The organism is Microbacterium karelineae (genome assembly GCF_009745985.1).
Classification (GTDB): domain Bacteria; phylum Actinomycetota; class Actinomycetes; order Actinomycetales; family Microbacteriaceae; genus Microbacterium; species Microbacterium karelineae.
Genome location: NZ_WFIX01000190.1, coordinates 643,905 through 665,008, shown reverse-complemented (window position 1 = coordinate 665,008; position 21,104 = coordinate 643,905). Strand labels below are relative to the sequence as shown.

Sequence of the window (21,104 nt, the reverse complement as noted above, 5' to 3'; positions counted from 1 at the left end):
ATCCGGCTGTGACGAGATGCACAACGACGCCGATCTTGGCGGTCGGGCTCTGCAGCGCCGGCATGTCGCGTCGTGTACGGTGGCGCGTCGTACCCGGGCGGGCCGGGCGAGCGTCAGGAGTCGAGGGCCGCCGCGAGCGAGGCGATGTTGTCCGACATCCACTCCGAGTAGGTGGCGCTGTCGGGCAGCGTCTCGGCGAACTCGACGATCGGAACGCCCGAGCCGTTCGCGGCGTCGATGAGCCGGTCGGTCTCAGATCCGCCTGTCTGGGCATTGACGACGAGCACGTCGACATCGCCGCCCTCGACGGCCTCGAGCGCGGCGAGCAGGGTCGCGGGCGCGACGTCCTGCCCCTCCTCGACCGCCTCCGCGAAGCCCTCCGTCGTCACGTCCTCGAGGCCGGCCCCGGCCGCGAGGTAGCCGCCGATCGGCTCGGTGAAGAACACCGCGTCGCCCTCGTGGGCGGTCTCGAGCTCCGCGAGCTGATCCTCGAGGGCCGCGACATCGGCGATCACCGATTCCGCGTTCGCGGCGATCTCGTCGGCCGCGTCAGGGATCCGCTCCTCGAGCCCCTCCGCGAGCGTCTCGACGAAGTGCTCGATCGTGTGCGGGTCGTACCAGACGTGCTCGTTGAAGCCCTCGATGTGGTTGTGCTCGTGCTCGCCGTGCTCATCGTCCGCATGCTCGTCCTCCGCGTGCTCGTCGTCGGCATGCTCGTCCTCCGCGTGCTCGTCGTCGGCATGCTCGCCCTCCGCATGCTCGTCGCCGTCGGTGCCGTCGTTCGGATAGTCGTGGTTGAAGGCGACGACCGTGATCGCCTCGGCGCCGGATCCGTTGTTCGCACCCTCGACGAGCTCGTCCATGAACGAGTCGTACCCACCGCCGTTCATGATCACGAGGTCGGCGCCCTGCACTGCCAGCTGGTCGCGCGCCGTGGCCTCGTAGTCGTGCGGATCCTGCGTCGCGGAATCGATGATCGCGGTCACCTCGGCGTGGTCGCCGACGACCTGCTCCGCGAGCGAGGCGTAGACGCTCGTGGACGCGACGATCGTGTACCCCGCGCCATCCCCCTCCGCCTCGGAACCGCCGGCGGATCCGCTGCAGCTCGCGAGCGCGAGCGCGGGAACGGCGACGAGGGGAACGGCGATGAGGGCACGACGATTGAGCATGCGGCGATTCTACACTCAATGAGAATCGTTATCAGCTGGCGCTCAGGGGCCGCCACGGCCCGGCGCCCCTCACGCCACTGCCCCACACCCCGCCCTCACGCAAGGAGCGCACGGAAGTCGTCGGCCGTGAGGGCGCGGATGCCGTCTGCGTCACCGGACCCCAGGACATCCTCGAACAGCTTCCTCTTGCGGTCCTGCAGATCGACGACCTTCTGCTCGATCGTGCCCTCGGAGATGAGGCGGTAGACCATCACGGGGCGCGTCTGGCCGATGCGGTGCGTGCGGTCGATCGCCTGGTTCTCGGCGGCGGGATTCCACCACGGATCGAGCAGGACGCAGTAGTCGGCCTCTGTGAGGGTGAGCCCGACGCCGCCCGCCTTCAGCGAGATGAAGAACGCGGGCACCTCCCCCGATCGGAAGCGGTCGATCATCCCCTGGCGACGCTTCTGGCTCGCGGATCCGTCGAGGTACGCGTACCGCACGCCTCGCTCCTCGGCGACGCGCGCCGCCATCCCCAGGAACTCGGTGAACTGGCTGAAGACGAGCACGCGATGCCCGTCGGCGACGATCTCGTCGAGCAGCGCACCGAGCGCCTCGAGCTTCGCGGACGGCCCGTCGACGCCCGCGAAGCTCGGATCGAGCGCATGGCGCCGCAGTGTCGTGAGCGAGGCGAGGATCTGCACCCGGTTGCGGTCGACGTCCTCCAGCAGGCCGAGGAGCCGCTGCTGCTCCCGCCGGAACCGCTTGTCGTAGGCGCGCCGGTGCTCGGATCGCAGCGCCACCTCGATGACCTGCTCGGTCTTCTTCGGCAGCTCGGGCGCGACGTGCTCCTTCGTGCGCCGCAGCAGGAACGGCCGCAGTCGCGAGCGCAGCCGATCGAGCCGCCCACGGTCGCCGTCGCGGCCGATCGCCCGGTGATACTCCTCGCGGAAGTGCGCGCGCGTGCCGAACAGGCCGGGGGCCACGAGCGTCGCGATCGCGAACAGCTCCATGAGGTCGTTCTCCATGGGCGTGCCCGTGACGGCGAACTTCGTGGGGATGTCGATCGTGCGCGCCGCCGCGTATCCGCGCGAGGCCGAATTCTTCACCTGCTGCGCCTCGTCGAGCACGAGCACGCGGAACCCCATCCGCTCGAACTCATCGTGGTCGAAGCGGAAGATCGCGTAGCTCGTGACGATCAGCCGCGCGTCGGCGGCGGCGTCGGCGACCGATATGCCGCGCTTCGACGCCGTCTCGCCGATCGCGACGGCGCCGAGCTCGGGCGCGAACCGCTCGGCCTCGGAGACCCAGTGCCCCACGACGCTCGTCGGCGTGACGACGAGGAAGCGGGACGCGGGTTCGTCGGCGTGCGCGGCGTCGAGCGCCGCCAGCACCTGCACGGTCTTGCCGAGGCCCATGTCGTCGGCGAGCACGCCGCCCAGCCGGTGTCGGCGCAGGAAGTCGAGCCAGCTGAAGCCGTCGCGCTGGTAGTCGCGCAGCTCTGCGCGGAACGTCGCGGGCGGATCCCTTCGTTCCACCGCCTGGCCGCGCAGCGCGCGCACCGCGTCGAACCACGCGCTCTCCTGTGCGGCGACGATGCCGATCTCGGCGAGCTCCTCCCAGAGATCGATCTGATAGCGGCTGACGCGCACCCGGTCGGACGTCGGGTCGTCGAGTGCCCGCGCCTCGGCCAGGATGTCGCGCAGCCGGGCGAACTGCTCACCGAGCAGCGGGAAGGTCGTACCGCTCATGAGCGTGAAGTACGTGCGCCCCTGCGCGAGCGCCGTCAGCAGCGCGCTGCTCGAGACGGGCTCGCCCTGGATCGACACGACGATGTTCAGCTCGAACCAGTCGTGGCCCGACGGGTCGACGCCGATCGAGACGACCGGGTCCTCCGTCGCGAACTCGTACGACGGCACCTCGTCGTGCAGCTCGACCCGCACATCGTCGAGCCCCTTCAGAGCCGGCAGCACCTCGGCGAGGAACTCGACCGTCTCGTCGCGCCCGAGATCGCGCGCGGGCGGCACGGCATCGGCGCGCCGCCGCCCGATGAGGTGGCGGAAGCGCCCGGCCGCCCGTTCGACGCGGTCGAGGATCTCGGATTCGGCGGCGCGCGCACGCCGCGCACCGCCGGGTCGCTCCCATTCCCAGAACAGCCGGCAGACCGGATCCGCGTGGCGCACCGCGAGCACGAGGACGGGGCGCGGGGCCGCGGGGATCTCGAAGCTCGCATCGCTCGACACGAGCGGCGCGATCTCGCGCAGCCGCGGCAGGAAGTCGCGCGCGAACTCGTCGATGCGATCAGCGGGCACCGACACGTGGCCCGATCTGCGCAGCGTGTCGAACTCGGGCCCGACGGGCGAGGCGAGGGGCGCGATCGTCGCGACGCTCGCGTGCTCGCCGCCGATGCGTGCGATCGCGGCGGTCGGGGCGCCGACCGGCAGCGCCCGCCCGACGGGCTCCGCGTCGTCCGCCGCGAAGACCGGCTCGACCCAGAGGCGTCCGCGCACGGTGCGGAGGTCGATGCGCCCCTCGGCAGCGCGCGCATCGAGCGTCACCGTGCTCTGCGCCGGGTCGTCGGCGACGAACTCGACGCCCGCCTCGTGCGCGTCGGCGAGCGCCTGCCACAGGCCACGCGAAGGCACGGCGTCGAGGCGGATCCAGTCGGGTGCGCCCCAGCCGCCGCCGTAGTACGAGCGGTGCCCGCCACGCGAGCGCATGCGCTCGCCGACGGCCGCGAAGTTCTCGCGAGAGGCGTGGAGCGCCTCGAGCTCGGCGAGGGCGCGGCGTCGGGCGTCGCCCGATTCCTCATCCGCGATGTGCTGCCAGGTGACGGCGGAGCGGATCCACGCCCCGCGCTTTCCGCGCACCGCCGGGCGGATAGCGATGCCCTCGCCCTTCGGATCGCCGGGCTCGCTGGGGCGCACCGCGAACAGCAGCGCGATCTCGGACGGCTCGTCGGCGCCGTCGCCGCCGGGATCGTCGTCGAAGAGCCCGCGCAGCGTGCGCTCCCACGGCTCGTGCGCCGGCGCCGGCCGCGGGGGATGCCGCCCGACCCCGCCGACACCGAACGGCTCGTCGCGCTCGGCGAGCACGAACAGCGCCGCCGCGGCGTGACCACACCACGCGTCGCCGTCGTGCGGACACCAGCACCTGATGTCACCCAGGTGGTCGTCGTGCAGCTCGGCTTCGACGGCGACCGCGAGCGCGCCGACCGAGACGAGCGCCGTCGAGACCTCGCGCCCGAGCTCGCACCGCGTCACCCGGATCGGCAGCCGGTCCACGAGCATGCGCCCCGCCTCGGCATCGTCGGGCAGGAACAGCCCGGCGGCGTGTTCGGGGGTCAGGATCAGCACGCGTTCACACTATGCGGGACCCCTGACAGGCGAGGGCTCAGCCCGCACGACCGCGCGGGGCTCAGCCCTGGCGACCCTTGAAGCGCGGGTTGAGCTTGTTGATGACGTACACGCGGCCGCGGCGGCGTACGACCTGTGCACCGGGCTGGTTCTTGAGCGACTTGAGCGACGAACGGACCTTCATGGCGACCTCCTATTGATAATGGTTATCACTATACTAACGTGGATGACCACTGACGCCGAAGAAGGGAAGCCGATGGAGCAGGTCGATGTCGTCGGAGTGATGGGAACCTGCGCCCCCGAGCGCAGGAACTACGCCGCCGAGGCGGCGCGCACGGCGTCGCGCACGCTCTTCACCGCGCGCCGGCTCGACATGTCCCCGGATCCCGTCGACGAGGCGCAGGCGCTCGCACCGTGGGCCGACACCGCATCCGGCGCCGTCATCGAGTTCCCCGCGACCGTCTCGCCGACGGAGATCATCGGGCGCTTCGCCCACCCGGCCTCGCCGACCCGGCTGATCGGGCTGACGTGCGTCGTCGACGCGATGCACCTGATCGATGACCTCCTGCGCGAGGACCACATCGTCAGGACCTCGCGCACGGGAGAGAAGGAGCGCCGCGCGCGATCACTCGTGACGGCGACCCAGATCGAGTACGCCTCGACCATCGCGCTCGTCGGCTGGGAGTCGCTTCCGACACCGGAGCTGTCGATCGCGATGGCGGTCGTCAGCGCCCTGAGCCCCCGAGCCCGGATCCGCCTGCACCCGGCGCCGATGCCCGCCCCCGAGATCCCCACGGCGTTCACGGCGGTGCAGAACCGCCCGGGATGGATCGGAGTCCTGAGCGATGACTTCGCCCCGCACATGACCGACCCGCGCGTGAGCACGGTGCACTACGCCGCGCTGCGCCCCTTCCACCCCACGCGGCTGTCGACGCTTCTCGATGACCACGTCGAGTCGGGCCGGCACGGCATGATCCTCCGTTCCGCAGGGTTCTGCCGCCTGGCCACGCGGCCGGGGATCACCGCGCACTGGGAGCACGTCGGCACCGTGCTGTCGCTGCCGCCCGCCGCGACCGATGACGAGCTGGGAGACGATGAGGAGCTTCTGACCGCGGGCCAGGACATCGTCTTCTTCGGGCTCGACATCGATCGTGCGGGACTGTTCGCCGCGCTCGACGACGCCTGCCTCACGGACGACGAGTTCGCGGCGGGGCCGACCGCGTGGCGTGCCTTCGAGGATCCGTTCCCGGCGTGGGAGGGCGTCGCCGGGTGACCGCCTACGGCGTGTAGAGGCGGCGCATGGCGCCCGCGGCCGCGGGACCGTCTCCGGCGTTGATCGCCTCGACGAGTCGCCCCGCGACGTCATCGAGGTCGATGTGCGGGCGCACCTTCGCCGCTCCCAGGAAATATGCGATGGCGGGCGCGAGCTCGCGCACGCGGGTGCGGTGCAGCGCATTGGGGTGGGCGTCGGCGAAGAGCTGGCCGAGCTCGAGCCCCGGCCCCGATACCGCCTCGCTCCATCCCATGCAGTCCGAGATGCTCTCCGCGAGCTCGCGCGCCCGCGCGCGAGCCGTCGCATCGAGGTCTGGAGCGCCGCGCTTCGCGGCGAACGCGAGGTCGTGCGCCGCCGCCTCGCTCACCCACGACACGAGGTCCGAGGTCACATCGGCGATGCGCGTGTAGCGGCCGGCCTCGGCGACGACGACGCCGACGCGCTCGAGGCGGAAGACCGCCTCGCGCACGCTCGCGCGCGCCACACCGTGCTCGCGGGCGAGCTCGACCGTGTTGATCTGGTCGCCCTGGCGCAGACTGCCCCCTCGGATCCGTGCCACGAGGGAGTCGACGACGGAGTCGCTGACATGCGCGCGCTCGGCATGGAATCGACGCTCGATCGGCGCCAGCCAATCGCCGCTCATCGTCGCCTATCCGCCGACTCGACTGCGCGACGCCGGCACGGGCGGCGGCGAGCCGACTCGGTGATGTCTCTGAGGTGGTTCCACGTGGCCATGGCTGGCCTCCCCTTGCCCGAGTAGGGGTCGCATCGGCGACGCGCTCGAACGCACGACGCCCCGGCACGAGGGCGCACTCGGGCTACGGCGCCTCCGCACCGGTCTGAGCGCCGCCCTGCCAGGGTGCGTGACGACGCCGTGTTCCACTCGACCGCCCACGCGGGTATCGCGGGCGTGTCGAGCTTCTCGTCACTCTAGACCCGCCCGGACGCGCTCTCAAGGAGGTCATACGGTATACCCGTCTGATCCCCAGGGACGCGCGCGCCCGCCTCTCAGTCCAGGAGCAGCGCCGGCTCCTCGAGGACTGCCGCGACGTCCGCGACGAAGCGACTGATCTTGTCGCCGTCGACGATCCGGTGGTCGAAGGATCCCGACACCGTCGTCACCCACGCTGGCCGCACCTCGCCGTCCACCACCCACGGCTTCTGCCGGATCGCGCCCATCGCGATGATGCCCGCCTCGCCCGGGTTGAGGATCGGCGTGGCCGCATCCATGCCGAACACGCCGATGTTCGTGATCGTGATGGTGCCGCCCGACATGTCCTCGGGCCGCGTCCTCCCGTCACGCGCCGTCACCGTGAGGTTCTGCAGCGCCAGCGCGAGCTCGCGGATCGAGAGATCGTGCGCGTCCTTGATGTTCGGCACGATCAGGCCCCGCGGTGTCGCGGCCGCGATCCCGAGGTTGACATAGTTCCGCACCTGGATCTCGGCGCCGCCGTCCTTCTCGATCCACGCCGAGTTGATCTCGGGCGTGCGCTGGACCGCCCACAGCACGGCGCGGGCGTAGACGAGCAGCGGCGAGACCCGGATGTCCGCGAACTGCGGCTGCTTCTTCAGGCGCGCGACGAACTCCATCGTGCGCGTCGCGTCGACGTCGGTCCACACCGACACGTGCGGTGCCGTGTAGGCGGAGCCGACCATCGCATTCGCCGTCGCCTTGCGCACGCCCTTGACGGGCACTGCCTCGTAGCGCGGATCCGTCGATGCAGGCGGAGCGGGGATGGTCCGCTCGCGCTCCGTCGGCCAGGCCGGCGTCGACAGGTTGCGGAACACCGACGCCTGCTCGGCGTGCTTCAGCACGTCGTCACGCGTCACCTCACCCGCAGGTCCCGTCCCCGTGACCTCCGAGAGCGCGACATCCAGGTCGCGCGCGAGCTTGCGCACAGGCGGCTTCGCCACGACGCCGACCGACGACTGCACGACCGTCTCGTGGGACTTCGGCGTACGGCGGGTCTTCGCCTCGGCGCCGCTGCCGTATCCGACGAGGACCGCCGAATCGGAGGCGTCGGCCGGCGCCTCGGGCGTCGCCCCGCCGTCCGCCGACGAGAGGGCCGGCTCGTCGGCGGGCGCGGATCCGGCCTGCGCGACCGTGAGGATCGGAGACCCGACATCGACCGTGTCGCCCTCGTTCACGAGCAGCTCGCCCACCGTGCCGGCGAACGGCGACGGCAGCTCGACGACGCTCTTCGCGGTCTCGATGTCGGCGATCGTGTCGTTCACGGCGATCACGTCGCCGGGCTTCACGCGCCACTCGACGAGCTCGGCCTCTGTCAGGCCCTCGCCCACGTCGGGAAGGTGGAACGTCTCCATGGAAGGTCCTCCGGGTTCAGTAGGCGAGTGCGCGGTCGACGGCCTCGAGCACGCGGTCGGCGTCGGGAAGATAGACGCCCTCGAGCTTCGCGGGCGGGAACGGCACGTCGTAGCCCGCCACGCGCATGATCGGCGCCTCGAGCGAGTAGAAGGCGCGTTCCGCGACGGTCGCGGCGATCTCGCCGCCGAGACTCGTGCTGCCCGGCGCCTCCTGCGCCCACACCATGCGGCCGGTCGATCGGACCGACTCGACGATGGGGTCGTAGTCGACGGGAGACAGCGATCGCAGGTCGATGACCTCGCAGCTCGTGCCCTCCCCCTCGGCGATCGCCGCCGCCTGCAGCAGCACCGCGACCATGGCGCCATGGCCGACGAGCGTGACGTCCGTGCCCTTCCGCACCACCCGCGAGGCGTGGAGCGAGCCGGGCGCCGCGTCGATCTCGACCTCGCCCTTCTGCCAGTAGCGACTCTTGGGCTCCATGAAGATCACGGGATCGTTCGAGCGGATCGCGTCCTGGATCATCCAATACGCGTCGTTCGGCGTCGACGGGCTCACCACCCGCAGGCCGGCCGTGTGCGTGAAGTACGCCTCCGGGCTCTCCTGATGGTGCTCGACCGCGCCGATGTGGCCGCCGTACGGGATGCGGATCACGACGGGCATCGACAGCGCTCCGTCGTGGCGGTTCGTGAGCTTCGCCAGCTGCGTCGTGATCTGGTCGAACGCGGGGAACACGAATCCGTCGAACTGGATCTCGACGACGGGCCGGAACCCGCCCATCGCGAGGCCGATCGCGGTGCCCACGAGACCCGCCTCGGCAAGCGGTGTGTCGAGGACCCGGTTCTCGCCGAAGTCGCGCTGCAGGTGCTCGGTCACGCGGAACACGCCGCCGAGCTTCCCGATGTCCTCGCCCATCAGCATCACGCGCGGATCGGCATCCATCGCGGCCCGCAGCCCCGCGTTCATCGCCTTCGCGAAGGTCATCGTCTCGCGGGTCATGCGGCGCCTCCCTCGAACGACGCCTCGTACTCGGCGAGCCACTGCGCCTGCCGTTCCATGAGCGGATGCGGATCCGAGTACACGTGCGCGAACATGCTCTCCGGGGACGGCGCCTCGAACGTCGCGACGCGCGCCCGCGCATCCGCCGCGAGCGCCTCGCCCTCGGCGTCGACGTCCGCGAAGAAAGCCGACTCGGCGCCGCGGTTCTCGAGGAACGCGCGCATGCGCGCGATCGGATCGCGACGCGCCCACGACTCCTCCTCATCGCGGGTGCGGTACTTCGTCGGGTCGTCGCTCGTCGTGTGCGCGCCCATGCGATAGGTGACGGCCTCGATCGCGCGCGGACCGCCGCCGGCGCGCGCCTCGTCGAGGCTCATGCGCGAGGCGGCATACGACGCGAGCACATCGTTGCCGTCGACCCGGACGGTGGGGATCCCGTATCCCGCCGATCGCTCGGCGAGCGGAACCGGCGACTGCGTCGAGACCGGGACGGAGATCGCCCACTGGTTGTTCTGCAGGAAGAACAGCTGCGGTGTGCGGTACGAGGCCGCGAAGACCATCGCCTCGTGCACATCGCCCTCGCTCGCGGCGCCGTCGCCGTAGTAGACCACGACCGCCTCGTCCGTCGACGCGTCCCCCGTGCCGGCGCGGCCATCGAGGTTCAGCGCCATGGCGAAGCCCGTCGCGTGCAGCGTCTGCGTGCCGAGCACGAGCGTGTACAGGCGCGTGTTGCCGTTCTTCGGATCCGCCGGATCCCAGCCGCCGTGCGTCGTACCGCGCATGAGAGCGAGGATGTCGACCGGGTCGACGCCGCGGATCTTCACGACCACGTGCTCACGGTACGACGGGAAGATCGTGTCCTGCGGTCGCGTCGCGCGCGCGGAGCCGACCTGCGCCGCCTCCTGGCCGAGCGACGGCGGCCACAGCGCCAGCTGACCCTGACGCTGCAGCATCGTCGCCTGCTGGTCGAATGCCCGGATCACCGCCATGTCGCGGTACATCTGCCCGAGCGCGTCATCGTCGAGCCCGTCGACGATCTCGCGATACGGCTCGGCGTCGGGCGAAGGTGCGAACGAGCCGTCTGGCGCGAGGAAGCGCACAGCGGGAGTCTCTGCCGAAGTCACCGTTCCACGCTAGGCCCGTTCACGCACCACCGCGCGGTGACGCGCTCGACAACGGAATCGCGGATCCTGTGGCGAGGGTCTACAGGAGTCTCCGCGCGACGTCGAGGACGCGGGTGAGCGACTCCTCTTCGCCGACCGAGATGCGGATGCCGTCGTCGAAGGGGCGGACGACGAGACCGGCCGCGTCGAACGACGCCGCGGCCGCGGGGTCGGTCGTCGGGAGCCAGACGAAGTTCGACTGCGAGGCGGGAACGTCCCAGCCCGCATCGCGCAGACCGGCGAGGAGTCGCTCGCGGCGCCCGACGAGGTCGGCGACGCGCTCGTCGATCTCGCTCTCGCGCTCGAGGCTCGCGAGCGCCGCGGACTCGGCCTGGGCCGTGACCGAGAGGGGGATCTGCGTGGCGCGGGCGCTGTCGAGCACACGCGCATGCCCGATCGCGTATCCGACGCGCAGGGCCGCGAGGCCATACGCCTTCGAGAACGTGCGGAGGACGACGACGTTCGGGTGGCGCTCCGGCAGACGCTCGCCCAGCCCGTCGACGGCGGCGTCGTCGGTGACGAACTCGGCGTAGGCCTCGTCGAGCAGCACGAGCACGTCGCGCGGCACCTGGGCGAGGAACGCGGCGAACTCCTCGCTCGTGACGATCGGCCCCGTCGGGTTGTTCGGAGTGCAGACGATGACGACGCGCGTGCGGTCGGTGATCGCCGCCGCCATCGCGTCGAGGTCGTGCCCGCCGCCCTCGCGGTTCGACACCTGCACGCTCGCGGCGCCCGCCACGAGGACGAGGCCGGGATACGCCTCGAACGAACGCCAGGCGTACAGCACCTCGTCGCCGGGGCCGGCTGCGGCCTGGATGAAGGCGGCGAGAAGCGACACGCTGCCCGCGCCGACGATCACCTCATCGGCGGCCACGCCGTAGCGTGCGCCGAGCGCCGCGCGGAGGCGGCCGGCCGTGGCATCGGGGTAGCGGTTGAGGGCGTCCGCGCCCCGCACGGCGTCGAGCACTCCCGGCAGCGGGTCGAACGGGTTCTCGTTGCTCGACAGCTTGAAGCCGTCCGGCGCGGCGGGCCTGCCCTGCCGATACGGGGGCAGTGCCGCGATCTCGGGGCGGACTCGGGGCAGCACGGGGTCGGAGCTCACCCGACGATCCTAAGGCGGCATGGGCCGGAGGGCACCCTGCCGGCGGGCCGGTCTCTGCCTCCGTCTCGGTCGCGTGGTCGCTGTGCGGGCGCCGTGAACAGGCGCACTTCCTGCCGGGCGGTGCGACACTCGAAAGATGGGGTTCATCATCCGATCGGTCGTCAACGGCTTCGCCCTCTGGGTGCTCTCGCTGATCCCGCTGCTGCAGATCGCCATCACGCCGTTTCCGCCCGGCCGCGACCTGCAGTTCGTCATCACCCTCGTCGCGCTCGGGGCGCTGTTCGGCCTCGTGAACTCGATCATCGGCACGGTCATCAAGATCGTCGCCTTCCCGCTCTTCGTCCTGACGCTCGGCCTCATCTCCCTCCTGCTCAACGGCGTGCTGCTCATCATCACCGCCTGGATCACGGGCTTCTGGAGCTGGGGGCTCGACGTCGGGGCCTTCTGGCCTGGCGTCCTCGCCGGGATCCTCCTCAGCATCATCAACTGGATCTTCGGCATCATCCTGCGCCCCCAGCGCAGGAAGCGCCGCTGACTCACGACCCGTCCTTCCCGGGCGGCGGATCGGCGACGACGCGCGGCGGGCGGTCCTCCGGCGCGTAGAAGGTGGTGGATCGCACCGACGTCGCCTCGCCGAGGCGTTCGTAATAGGCGCGGACGGCGGCGGCCCGCGCGTCGCCCGATTCCTCGAAGATGCGCGCCGTCTCGGCGTACGAGCCGACGCGGTGGGCTTCGGCGTCCCACTCGAGGATGCCGGTGTCGCGCTCCTCATGGGGGCGACGGATGAGCAGGCTCTCGTCCGAACCGAGCGACATCGGGGATCCGCCGTCGGCGAGCGCCGCGACGGGATCGTCGTCGTGGGCGAGGGTGATCGACGTCACGCCGTCGCCCAGCGGGAGACGCAGGGGCGCGCCGATCGTCGTGACGTGCTGCACCTCGAAGTCGCTGTCGGTCGCGAGCCGCTGCGCGATCATCGCGCCCTGCGAGAAGCCCGTCGCGTCGACGACGTCACCAGGCCCTGCCCCCGCTCGCTCGAGCGCCTCGAGCACGAAGTCGTATCCCTCCGACTCGGGCGTGCCGGCGTACAGCCCGAGGTTGTTGCCCCAGTTGAACGGGTCGCTCGTGTCCCACGGCATCTCGCTCGAGCCGGCGATGCTGACGGCGTAGCGCGTATCGCCGTCGGGCATCGTGTACGCGTCGATCCGCACGCGCGCATTGTCGTCGAAGTTCCACGCCCCCTCCGCGTTCGGGATGCGTGTGATGGCATCGGCGAGCCCCGTCGGAGCCTGGCCGCGGATCTCGAACCCCTCCTTCATCGGCACGAACCTGTCGGAGGATCCGGCCACGCGACCCTCGCGCATCCGCGCCCGGTCCGGCTCGCCGAGGGATCCGGCCCCCATGCCGAGCGCGCCGCGGAGACGCGGGATCGCGGCCAGGAGCCCCATCATCGCGACGGCGCCCGCCCTGCCCGCGCCCGACCAGTGCTCGACGAGGTCGCGGCCCTCCATCGCGCGCCAGGCCGCCCACAGGTGATCGGCCTGGGCCCTCGCCGCCGGATTGGACTCGAGGAGGTCGTCGAGGCGGTCGCGCGCGAGGGCGCCGTCGGGGGTCTGGGCATCCTCGCCGTGCATCGCGAGCATCGTGCGCAGCTCGACCGCCTCGTACGCGTCGGCCGCGACCCGCAGCCCCGTGACGAGCTCGGCCGCGCCGTCCGCGAAGCCGCCGCAGCGCATGCGCGCCTGACCCGGCCAGGCCCAGAACACCGTGTGCTCGACGGGCAGCTGACTCTGCAGGAACGCGGACTGCTCGCCCCGCGCGACGGCGCGTTCGGCGCCATCGCGTGCCATCTGGATCCTGTCCGCGAGGGTGCGCAGCTCATCCGGGTCGACCGCTACGATCGACCCCTGCGTGACGTCGAGAGTCACGACAGCACCGCCGCGTTCCCCCGGGCGAGCAGGACGCTCGCCTCATCGGCGCAGGTGGACATGGCGTACGCGGCCTCGTCGGCCAGCTCGGCCACGCGCTCGCTGAATCGACGCGCCGCGACGGACCGCCAGGCCATGTCGCCGGCGGCGCCCGCCATCGCCTCCTGGGCCGCGCGCATCTCGTCCGATGCCGCGTCCATCTCGTCCCGCGCCTGCCACAGCAGCTGCGCCGCCTCGAAGTTCGACATGCTCATGGCGGCAGGATGCCGGGCGGCGCGCGTCCTCTGCCTGGCCGATCGCGCGGATCCTCAGATAACTCGGCGAGATCGGCGCCTGTGGACACGTTGACCCCGGCGGCCGGCGGCGGATGTCGGGGCATCCCTTTAGGCTGGGAGTCGCATCCTGCCCGCCTCGATCCGGAGGTGCCCATGACCACTCTTCCGACCCAGCCGCTGAGCCCGCTCGACGGTCGCTACCGTCCTGCCGTCGCTCCCCTGTCGGAGTTCTTCTCCGAGGCCGGCCTCAATCGCGCCCGCGTCGAGGTCGAGGTCGAATGGCTCATCCACCTCACCGACAGCAAGCTCTTCGGCACCGAGCCCCTGCCGCTCGAGACGAAGGAGAAGCTGCGCCTCGCCTACCTGAGCTTCGGCCAGGAGGAGATCGACTGGCTCGCCGAACGCGAGCGTGTCACGCGCCACGACGTCAAGGCGGTCGAGTACTTCGTGCGCGACCGCCTCACCCAGCTCGGCCTCGACCACCTCGCCGAGCTGACGCACTTCGCGTGCACGAGCGAGGACGTCAACTCCACGGCATATGCGCTCACGATCAAGCGCGGCGTCGAGGACGTATGGCTGCCCGCCTTCCGCGCCGCGATCGACAAGCTCCGCGGCATCTCGCTCGAGCTGGCCGATGCGCCCATGCTCGCCCGCACCCACGGGCAGCCGGCGACGCCCACGACGATGGGCAAGGAGCTCGGAGTCTTCGTGTGGCGCCTCCAGCGCGTGCTGACGCGCATCGAGGCGACGGAGTACATGGCGAAGTTCTCGGGTGCGACCGGCACCTGGTCGGCGCACCTCTCGGCCGAGCCGAAGGCCGCGTGGCCGACCATCACGCGCGAGTTCGTCGAGGGTGGCCTCGGCCTCACCTTCAATCCGCTCACGACGCAGATCGAGTCGCACGACTGGCAGGTCGAGCTGTACGACCACGTCAAGCACGCGGGCGCGATCCTCCACAACCTCGCGCAGGACATCTGGACGTACATCTCGCTCGGGTACTTCACGCAGATCCCCGTCGCCGGCGCGACGGGATCGTCGACGATGCCCCACAAGATCAACCCCATCAGGTTCGAGAACGCCGAGGCGAACCTCGAGATCGCGGGCGGCCTGTTCACGACGCTCGGCCAGACGCTCGTCACCTCGCGCCTGCAGCGCGACCTGACCGACTCGACGACGCAGCGCAACATCGGCGTCGCCTTCGGCCATTCGCTCCTGGCGCTCTCGAACCTCACGGGCGGCCTCGACCAGATCGCGCTCGCCCGCGACGTGCTGCTCGCCGATCTCGACGGCAACTGGGAGGTCCTGGCTGAGGCGATCCAGACCGTCATCCGCGCCGAGGTCGTCGCGGGGCGCTCCGAGATCGCCGACCCCTACGCGCTCCTCAAGGATCTCACCCGCGGGCACCGCATCGGCGCCGACGATCTCGCCGAGTTCGTGGGGCGCCTCGACATCGGCGATGCGGCGAAGCAGCGACTCCTCGCCCTCACCCCCGCGACGTATGCGGGCCTCGCCGAGAGCATCGTCCGGTCGAAGCTGAAGTAGGTCGCGTCATCGCGCCCGCACTGCGATCGCCGCGCAGGCGACGACGGCGATCGCCCCGATGACCGTCGGTAGCGTGAGTGGCTCGCCGAGGAGGATCACCGCCCACGCGACCGTGAGGGCTGGCTGGGCGAGCTGGATCTGGCTCACTGTCGCGATGGGTCCGATGCCGAGGCCGCGGTACCACGCGAAGAAGCCGAGGAGCATGCTCACGACGGCGAGATAGCCGAAGGCGAGCCACGGCACGGCGCCGATCGGCCCCCCGAACGGAGGCGACACGAGGGCGAGGACGAGCATCCCCGGCGCGCTGAGGACGAGCGCCCACGAGATCGTCTGCCAGGCACCGAGCTCCCGGGCGAGCAGGCCGCCCTCGGCATAGCCGATCGCGGCCGCCACGACCGCGCCGAACAGCAGCAGATCGGCCCAGGCGAGCCCGTCGAGGCCGCCCTGCACGATCGCGAAGCCCACCGCGACGGCGGCGCCGAGCAGGGCCGCCGTCCAGAATGCCGGGCCGGGTCGCTCCCCGGCCCGGACGACCGCGGCGACCGCCGTGGCGGCGGGGAGCAGGGCGATGACGACGGCGCTGTGGCTCGCGTCGGCGGTGACGAGCGCGAACGAGGTGAGGATCGGGAAGCCGACGATGACGCCGAGAGCGACGATCGCGAGCCGCGCCCACTGCCGGATCCGAGGGAGCCTCTGTCGCGTCGCGGCGAGCGCGATCGCGGCCAGCGCGGCGGCGACGACGGCACGTGCGGATCCGACGAAGAGCGGATCGAGGCCCCCGTCGATGGCCACGCGGGTGAGCGGCACCGTGAAGGAGAACGCCGCGACGCCCAGGAAGCCCCAGGCGACACCGGCCGATACCACTGGCCGATTCAGAACAGTAGCGCTATCGTTTACTCTCATGAGCAACGATAGCAGTTCGCGCATCGCCCGCGGGCTCGCGGAGCGGATCCGCTCCGCGCCCGCGAACGCGCAGCTGCCGTCGACGCGCGAGCTGGTGGCCGAGTACGGCGCGAGCCCCGTCACTGTGCAGAAGGCCTTGCGCGCCCTGCGCGCCGAGGGACTGATCGAGACGCGGCCCGGGGTCGGCACGTTCGCTCGCCGCGCGCCCGTCGCGCGCCCGAGCGACTTCGGATGGCAGAGCGCCGCGCTCGCCCCGCGCACGCACCGGATCCCCCGCTCCCCCGCCGCCCTGCGCGGCGCGGGCGAGAGCCGCTACGCCCTCCACACGGGATATCCGCATCGCGAGCTGCTGCCCGAGGCGCTCGTGCGCTCCGCGTTCGCGCGCGCGGCCCGCCATCACGCCGCGCAGGACCGCGCGCCCGTCGCCGGCCTGCCGGAGCTGCAGGCGTGGTTCGCGACCGAGCTCGCCCGCCTCGCGCCCCGCGGGCACACGCCGCCCGCGGCGAGCGACGCGATCGTCATCCCCGGCAGCCAGACCGGGCTCGGCACGACGTTCCACGCCCTCGTCGGGGCGGGTCGGCCGCTGCTCGTCGAGTCGCCGACGTACTGGGGCGCGATCGCGGCCGCCGCGCGCGTCGGCGTCGACCTCATCCCGGTCCCCTCCGGCCCGCACGGGCCGGATCTCGACGAGCTCGAGCGCGCCTTCGCCCGCACCGGCGCCCGCGCCTTCTACGCCCACCCCACCTACGCGAACCCCTCGGGGGCGCAGTGGTCGGAGGAGGTGGCGGACCGCGTCCTCGAGCTGGCGGTGTCCCACGGGGCGTTCATCATCGAAGACGACTGGGCGCACGACTTCGGGATCACGACGGATCCCCGCCCCCTCGCCGCCCGCGACGTCGACGGCCACGTCGTCTACCTGCGCTCGCTCACGAAGAGCATCTCACCCGCGGTGCGGGTCGCGGGGCTCATCGCCCGCGGTCCCGCCCGCGAGCGGATCCTGTCCGAGACGCAGGCGGAGTCGATGTACGTCAGCGGGGTGCTGCAGGAGGTCGCGCTCGACGTCGTCACGCGGCCCGCGTGGGCGACGCACCTGCGCGGCCTGCGGCAGGCGCTGCGCGCACGGCGCGATCTGCTGGCCGACGCCGTCGCCGAGCACGCGCCGCAGGCGTATGTCGAGGCGGTTCCGGCCGGCGGGCTCAACCTCTGGGCGCGCCTCCCTGACGACCTCTCGGCGGGCGACGTCGCGGCCGCGTGCGAGCGCCGGGGGCTCCTCGTCGCCCCCGGAGACGAGTGGTTCCCCGCCGAGCCCTCGGGCCCGTTCCTGCGCCTGAACTACTCGGGTCCGTCACCAGACCGGTTCCCGGACGCCGCGCGGATCCTCGGAGAGGTGCTGGACGGGAGGCTGTAGGCGCCTCTCAGTCCTCGTCGAGATCGCCCGCGTCGAGGAGGGGCAGGTCGGCCCGGCTCACGAGCTGCGACGACACGGCGTACTCGACGAGGCGCGCGCGACGGTTCATCGCGAGCTTCCCCGGTGCCCCCCGCAGACCCTGCACGCCCATGCGGTCGAGCTTCTCGCACACGTGGTCGAGCTTGCGGTTGAACTTGCTCATCGACCAGCCGAGGCGTTCAGCCGCCGACGCGGACGACGGCAGATCGCTCACCGACACCCCCTCGCGCCGGAGCATCGGCTCGGCGAGAGCGACGATCAGCTGCTTCTGAGAGGGCGTGAAGCGCACCGGCATGACCGTGGTCTCGCCGGACACCGAGGTCTGCACCTGGTTGGAGACGGCGTAGGTCGGCAAGTGCACGTGCACCGACACCTCATAGGTCGTCGGCCCCGCGGTGAAGACGATGACGCTGTTCTCGAACACCAGGGGGAGGCGCGCGCCCGGAGACAGCCACGACTGCACGGCGCCGCCGGCGCTCGAGACCGTCGCCGACAGCCGCGACCCGATGTTCGCGAGCCACCACATGCCGTCGACGCACGAGAGCTCGAGGAACGCCCGGTGAAGGTACGGATTGTCGTCGACCTCGAGGTCGCCCTCGCGCCCGATCGTGAACGTCTCCCCCGGGTCCACCGAGTAGGTCTCGCCGGAGAACTCGACGCGCACGGCGCTCAGGGCCGCCCTCTGCTCACGCCCGGGAATCGCCGTGTCGACCTCGACGCCGTCATCAACCTGGGGCAACTCGCGTTCGCTCATGATGGGCCCATCATGGCAAACTTCGCCCCGATATCCGAAGCCGACGCGATATTAATCGTGATCACACCGTGATCAGCCGACGGTGAGGGTCCGTTCGCCGATGTGGATCTCGTCGCCGGGGCGCACGCGAAGCGGCACCCGCGGCGTCGCCCGAGACGACGCCGCTCCGCGGACGATCGTCGTGCCGTTCGCCGAGCCGCGATCCGTGACGATGAGGCCATGCGCGTCGGAATCGAGCGCGATGTGCGTCTTCGACACCGACTTCGAACCATCCGCGATCGGGATGAGGTGCGCGATCTCACCCGGCGCGGCGGCCGGCTGCCGCCCGAGGAGCGTCAGCCCGGCGACGACGATCGCCGTGCCATCGTCGAGCGTCAGCGTGGGTGGCGAGGCGGCCTCGATCTCCGGGCGCGACGGATCGTGGCCGCGCCCGACGGTCTCGCCCGCCTGGTCCTCTGGGCGCAGGCGTTCTGGCTGCGGATCCGACGGCGGGACGCGTTTCGCGAGCGGGACACGGGAGATCAGCGGGCTCGCGGCGACCGACGCGCCCTCCGGCGCCGCCCCGAGCGCGACGCTCTGCACGCGCGCACGCGCGCGGGCGGCGTCGAACGCGACCGGATCGGTCGGATCGACCTCCAGCATGTCGATGAGCCAGGTGTCGACGACGTGGTCGTGCCAGGCGCGCCCTCGCCTCTGCGGATCCCAGAGCGCGGACAGTGCGAGGAGGAGCGGTCCGACGCCGGGCAGCACGCCGGAGAGACCGAACACGCACACCCGCAGAAGCGCCCGGCCGAAGCCGATGGGGCGCAGCGTCGTCGCGCGCAGCGTGCGCAGGCGCGTGGCCTGCTTGCCGAGGGTCTGCCCACGGCGACCGTGAGAGGCGAGCTGCAGGATCGCATAGAGCAGGAGAAGCAGGGCGCATACGGATCCGGCGATGAGCAGCAGGACGTCGATGCGCCCGTCCGGCCCGACGAGCGATGTCGCGACGAACGGGAGCGGCGCGATGAACGCGAGGATCGGCAGGACGTCGATGATCGTCGCCGCGACCCGTCGTCCGAACGGCGCGCGCCGGATCCCGAGCAGGTGGGCGCGCTCCGCGCTCACCGGAGTCGGTTCGGGCGCCGCCTCGCGGTCGTCGATGATCGCCCAGCCGCTCACGCCGCCTCCCTCTGGACGCCGGTGTCGTCGATCCGCACGATCACACCGTGCGATGGGTCGCGAGGCGACCCCACGCCGCCCCGTGGAGCTCCGCCGAGGCCGTGCGCCCGTCCGATGACTCGAGCCACACGTGCACGCGCTGCGCCTCGCGATCCTCCATCGTCTGCAGGATCATCTTCCCGGATCCCGCCTGGTCGCGGATCTCGGGGATCTCGGCCAGCGTTCCCGCATACATCTCGCGGGCGATGCGCTCGAACGCCGCGGCGTCGGGGAACCGCGCGACGCGACCGGTGCGGAGGCGGTTCCCCGTGCGGGAATCGATCCAGTCGGCCGCCTTCGTCGCCGCCAGCCAGGCGCAGATCACGCCGAGGATGAGGCACATGGCGCCGACGATCATGATGCCGAAGAACGCCATCCCGGATCCGCGGAACGGGCGAACCGACTCGTATCCCGCCTGCGCCTGCCCGCTGAAGTGCGCCCACATCGCCGGCGCGCCCACGGCGACGCCCAGAGCCACGACGAGGAACACCCCTGCGGCGATGAGGAACCCGGTGCGCTTGCGCCGCGAGGCCACGCGGATGAAGCGGTCGGGCTGGGCGCGCAGATAGGCGCGTTCGATCTCCTGCACGTTCTCGTCGTCCTTCGTCTCCGTGTCACCAGCCGGGGAAGCCGGCGCACCCCAGGCCGAGGCGATAGAAGCCATCGGTCTTGTCCGTGAAGAGCCGATACGACTCGGCCCGGTCTCCCCGCTCGAGCGCGGCGACCATGTCCGAGATCACGCGGCGTCCGGTCGGGACCCAGTCGAGGTATCCGCCGGGCGCGATGCCGGACGTGTCGTCGTCGAGGATCTGCTGCACGCGCCTCGCCGCGGCGAGCGTCTCGTCGATGTCCTTCGGGCTCACGGCGGATCCGAGACTCAGCGCGGCGAGCTGCAGGATGGGCTCGCGAAGTCGCTCGCAGCGCTGTTCGAGCGTCTCGGCCACAGGTGCTCCTTCTGACGACGGGGGGGTGTCCGCCCATCGTAACGAAACGGGACGCCTCGGACGGGGGACTCCTGCCCGGCTGACGGACGCGCTCGCCGGGGCGCGCCCAGTAGGCTCGAAGCATGTTCGAGACTCTGCGCCACGAGCTGTCGAGGCGGCTGGTTCCCGCCGCCGCCGTATCGCTGCCCGGCGACGAGAACCCGCCGATGGAGGGCGCGTTGCGGCTGCGCCAGGACGGCGACGGCTGGCTCTTCGAGACGGTCGACTACGGCACCGCGTTTCTCCTGGGATCCGCCGAGGACGAGCAGCAGGCCGCGGAGATCGTGCTCGCGTATCTCGATCGTCCCCTCCCGCCGCTGGCCCTGTTCCCGCCCTCCGAGGTCGACGAGGCCGTGGCGGCGGCGACGCCCCATTTCGCGGATCTCAGGGCGCGGGCGGCAGAAGGATCCCTCCTCATCGAGATCCCCGCGGGCGTCGTCGTCGACCGCATCGGCGCGATCGACGGCACGATGTTCTTCCCGTACGGCACGTCCTACGAGGCGCGCTCGCTGCCGCCGTTCGGCACCCTCGCGGAGGGTTCCGGTCGCCATGCGTTCCTCACGCGCGCGGACATCCTCGTTCGCGTCGAGGTCGCACAGCCGTGGTTCGGCCAAGCGGGCGGCGGCCTGCGCTGCACGCTCGCGCAGGATTTCACGGGGATCCGCGACCTGCTCGTGAGCGGATCTCTCGAGCGCTTCCGCGCCGAGGAGTAGG

Annotated in this window: 20 protein-coding genes; 5 read left to right on the top strand and 15 right to left on the bottom strand. The window is 71.5% G+C overall.

Annotated features, from left to right (window positions below; all coding sequences use genetic code 11):
- Window positions 1–113 precede the first annotated feature (113 nt).
- From GB932_RS16200 to ykgO, 3 genes are all read right to left on the bottom strand, one after another.
- Window positions 114–1,169 carry a metal ABC transporter solute-binding protein, Zn/Mn family gene (locus GB932_RS16200; protein WP_156761700.1) on the bottom strand — a complete coding sequence of 352 codons (1,056 nt, stop codon included), beginning with the start codon at window positions 1,167–1,169 and terminating at the stop codon, window positions 114–116.
- Window positions 1,170–1,264: 95 nt separating this feature from the next.
- Window positions 1,265–4,504, bottom strand: a complete 3,240-nt coding sequence (locus GB932_RS16195; RefSeq protein WP_156761699.1) for a DEAD/DEAH box helicase — start codon at window positions 4,502–4,504, stop codon at window positions 1,265–1,267.
- Between the two features lie 61 nt (window positions 4,505–4,565).
- A complete protein-coding gene (gene ykgO, locus GB932_RS16190) occupies window positions 4,566–4,688 on the bottom strand; it encodes a type B 50S ribosomal protein L36 (protein ID WP_017883994.1) in 123 nt (40 codons plus the stop codon).
- A 42-nt stretch (window positions 4,689–4,730) separates the two neighbouring features.
- Here ykgO and GB932_RS16185 point away from each other — a divergent pair, with 42 nt between their 5' ends.
- Window positions 4,731–5,777 carry a GTP-binding protein gene (locus GB932_RS16185; RefSeq protein ID WP_231916257.1) on the top strand — a complete coding sequence of 349 codons (1,047 nt, stop codon included), beginning with the start codon at window positions 4,731–4,733 and terminating at the stop codon, window positions 5,775–5,777.
- A gap of 4 nt (window positions 5,778–5,781) precedes the next feature.
- On the opposite strand, the gene GB932_RS16180 is transcribed toward GB932_RS16185, so the two are convergent.
- The 5 genes from GB932_RS16180 to GB932_RS16160 all read right to left on the bottom strand — a co-directional run bounded on the left by GB932_RS16180 (window position 5,782) and on the right by GB932_RS16160 (window position 11,364).
- Window positions 5,782–6,420, bottom strand: coding sequence for a GntR family transcriptional regulator (locus GB932_RS16180; RefSeq protein ID WP_156761698.1), 639 nt, complete (start codon window positions 6,418–6,420; stop codon window positions 5,782–5,784).
- Window positions 6,421–6,785: 365 nt separating this feature from the next.
- The gene (locus tag GB932_RS16175; protein WP_156761697.1) at window positions 6,786–8,102 is read right to left on the bottom strand and encodes a dihydrolipoamide acetyltransferase family protein; all 1,317 of its coding nucleotides are present in this window, start codon (window positions 8,100–8,102) and stop codon (window positions 6,786–6,788) included.
- Between the two features lie 16 nt (window positions 8,103–8,118).
- Complete coding sequence (locus GB932_RS16170) at window positions 8,119–9,099, bottom strand: alpha-ketoacid dehydrogenase subunit beta (RefSeq protein ID WP_156761696.1); 981 nt, start codon at window positions 9,097–9,099, stop codon at window positions 8,119–8,121.
- Window positions 9,096–10,223: a thiamine pyrophosphate-dependent dehydrogenase E1 component subunit alpha gene (locus GB932_RS16165; protein WP_156761695.1), complete on the bottom strand. Its 1,128-nt coding sequence runs from the start codon at window positions 10,221–10,223 to the stop codon at window positions 9,096–9,098. The genes GB932_RS16170 and GB932_RS16165 overlap by 4 nt, the downstream gene beginning before the upstream one ends.
- A 79-nt stretch (window positions 10,224–10,302) precedes the next feature.
- Window positions 10,303–11,364, bottom strand: coding sequence for a histidinol-phosphate transaminase (locus tag GB932_RS16160; RefSeq protein ID WP_156761694.1), 1,062 nt, complete (start codon window positions 11,362–11,364; stop codon window positions 10,303–10,305).
- Between the two features lie 136 nt (window positions 11,365–11,500).
- Between GB932_RS16160 and GB932_RS16155 the strand changes: the two genes are divergently transcribed.
- Entirely contained in the window at window positions 11,501–11,899 is a 399-nt protein-coding gene (locus tag GB932_RS16155) for a phage holin family protein (RefSeq protein ID WP_156761693.1), read from the top strand.
- A gap of 1 nt (window position 11,900) precedes the next feature.
- On the opposite strand, the gene GB932_RS16150 is transcribed toward GB932_RS16155, so the two are convergent.
- Both GB932_RS16150 and GB932_RS16145 read right to left on the bottom strand, forming a co-directional pair.
- The gene (locus tag GB932_RS16150) at window positions 11,901–13,289 is read right to left on the bottom strand and encodes a hypothetical protein (RefSeq protein WP_156761692.1); all 1,389 of its coding nucleotides are present in this window, start codon (window positions 13,287–13,289) and stop codon (window positions 11,901–11,903) included.
- Window positions 13,286–13,543 (bottom strand): hypothetical protein, encoded by a 258-nt coding sequence (locus tag GB932_RS16145; RefSeq protein WP_156761691.1) that lies wholly within the window; start codon window positions 13,541–13,543, stop codon window positions 13,286–13,288. The genes GB932_RS16150 and GB932_RS16145 overlap by 4 nt, the downstream gene beginning before the upstream one ends.
- Window positions 13,544–13,717: 174 nt before the next feature.
- Here GB932_RS16145 and purB point away from each other — a divergent pair, with 174 nt between their 5' ends.
- The gene (gene purB / locus GB932_RS16140) at window positions 13,718–15,106 is read left to right on the top strand and encodes an adenylosuccinate lyase (RefSeq protein WP_156761690.1); all 1,389 of its coding nucleotides are present in this window, start codon (window positions 13,718–13,720) and stop codon (window positions 15,104–15,106) included.
- A gap of 6 nt (window positions 15,107–15,112) precedes the next feature.
- Here the strand turns inward: purB and GB932_RS16135 are convergent, their stop codons facing one another.
- On the bottom strand, window positions 15,113–16,009 hold the full coding sequence (locus GB932_RS16135) for a DMT family transporter (RefSeq protein ID WP_156761689.1): 897 nt from the start codon (window positions 16,007–16,009) through the stop codon (window positions 15,113–15,115).
- Here GB932_RS16135 and GB932_RS16130 point away from each other — a divergent pair.
- Window positions 16,008–17,417 carry an aminotransferase-like domain-containing protein gene (locus GB932_RS16130; RefSeq protein WP_156761688.1) on the top strand — a complete coding sequence of 470 codons (1,410 nt, stop codon included), beginning with the start codon at window positions 16,008–16,010 and terminating at the stop codon, window positions 17,415–17,417. The genes GB932_RS16135 and GB932_RS16130 overlap by 2 nt on opposite strands.
- A gap of 7 nt (window positions 17,418–17,424) precedes the next feature.
- Here GB932_RS16130 and GB932_RS16125 read toward each other — a convergent pair whose 3' ends face one another.
- The 4 genes from GB932_RS16125 to GB932_RS16110 form a co-directional block, all read right to left on the bottom strand.
- On the bottom strand, window positions 17,425–18,129 hold the full coding sequence (locus GB932_RS16125; RefSeq protein WP_156761802.1) for an FHA domain-containing protein: 705 nt from the start codon (window positions 18,127–18,129) through the stop codon (window positions 17,425–17,427).
- A 153-nt stretch (window positions 18,130–18,282) separates the two neighbouring features.
- Window positions 18,283–19,368, bottom strand: a complete 1,086-nt coding sequence (locus GB932_RS16120) for an RDD family protein (protein WP_156761687.1) — start codon at window positions 19,366–19,368, stop codon at window positions 18,283–18,285.
- Window positions 19,369–19,408: 40 nt separating this feature from the next.
- Window positions 19,409–20,071 (bottom strand): hypothetical protein, encoded by a 663-nt coding sequence (locus GB932_RS16115; protein WP_156761686.1) that lies wholly within the window; start codon window positions 20,069–20,071, stop codon window positions 19,409–19,411.
- Window positions 20,022–20,351, bottom strand: a complete 330-nt coding sequence (locus tag GB932_RS16110; RefSeq protein WP_156761685.1) for a hypothetical protein — start codon at window positions 20,349–20,351, stop codon at window positions 20,022–20,024. The genes GB932_RS16115 and GB932_RS16110 overlap by 50 nt, the downstream gene beginning before the upstream one ends.
- A gap of 122 nt (window positions 20,352–20,473) precedes the next feature.
- Here GB932_RS16110 and GB932_RS16105 point away from each other — a divergent pair, with 122 nt between their 5' ends.
- On the top strand, window positions 20,474–21,103 hold the full coding sequence (locus tag GB932_RS16105) for a TNT domain-containing protein (protein WP_156761684.1): 630 nt from the start codon (window positions 20,474–20,476) through the stop codon (window positions 21,101–21,103).
- Window position 21,104 lies beyond the last annotated feature (1 nt).

Bases quoted from the DNA above. Each gene is read 5' to 3' on its own strand.
- GB932_RS16200 (WP_156761700.1), bottom strand. From the start codon at position 1,169: ATGCTCAATCGTCGTGCCCTCATCGCCGTTCCCCTCGTCGCCGTTCCC.
- ykgO (WP_017883994.1), bottom strand. From the start codon at position 4,688: ATGAAGGTCCGTTCGTCGCTCAAGTCGCTCAAGAACCAGCCCGGTGCA.
- GB932_RS16185 (WP_231916257.1), top strand. From the start codon at position 4,731: ATGACCACTGACGCCGAAGAAGGGAAGCCGATGGAGCAGGTCGATGTC.
- GB932_RS16180 (WP_156761698.1), bottom strand. From the start codon at position 6,420: ATGAGCGGCGATTGGCTGGCGCCGATCGAGCGTCGATTCCATGCCGAG.
- GB932_RS16175 (WP_156761697.1), bottom strand. From the start codon at position 8,102: ATGGAGACGTTCCACCTTCCCGACGTGGGCGAGGGCCTGACAGAGGCC.
- GB932_RS16170 (WP_156761696.1), bottom strand. From the start codon at position 9,099: ATGACCCGCGAGACGATGACCTTCGCGAAGGCGATGAACGCGGGGCTG.
- GB932_RS16155 (WP_156761693.1), top strand. From the start codon at position 11,501: ATGGGGTTCATCATCCGATCGGTCGTCAACGGCTTCGCCCTCTGGGTG.
- GB932_RS16145 (WP_156761691.1), bottom strand. From the start codon at position 13,543: ATGAGCATGTCGAACTTCGAGGCGGCGCAGCTGCTGTGGCAGGCGCGG.
- purB (WP_156761690.1), top strand. From the start codon at position 13,718: ATGACCACTCTTCCGACCCAGCCGCTGAGCCCGCTCGACGGTCGCTAC.
- GB932_RS16130 (WP_156761688.1), top strand. From the start codon at position 16,008: ATGAGCAACGATAGCAGTTCGCGCATCGCCCGCGGGCTCGCGGAGCGG.
- GB932_RS16135 (WP_156761689.1), bottom strand. From the start codon at position 16,009: ATGAGAGTAAACGATAGCGCTACTGTTCTGAATCGGCCAGTGGTATCG.
- GB932_RS16115 (WP_156761686.1), bottom strand. From the start codon at position 20,071: ATGGCTTCTATCGCCTCGGCCTGGGGTGCGCCGGCTTCCCCGGCTGGT.
- GB932_RS16105 (WP_156761684.1), top strand. From the start codon at position 20,474: ATGTTCGAGACTCTGCGCCACGAGCTGTCGAGGCGGCTGGTTCCCGCC.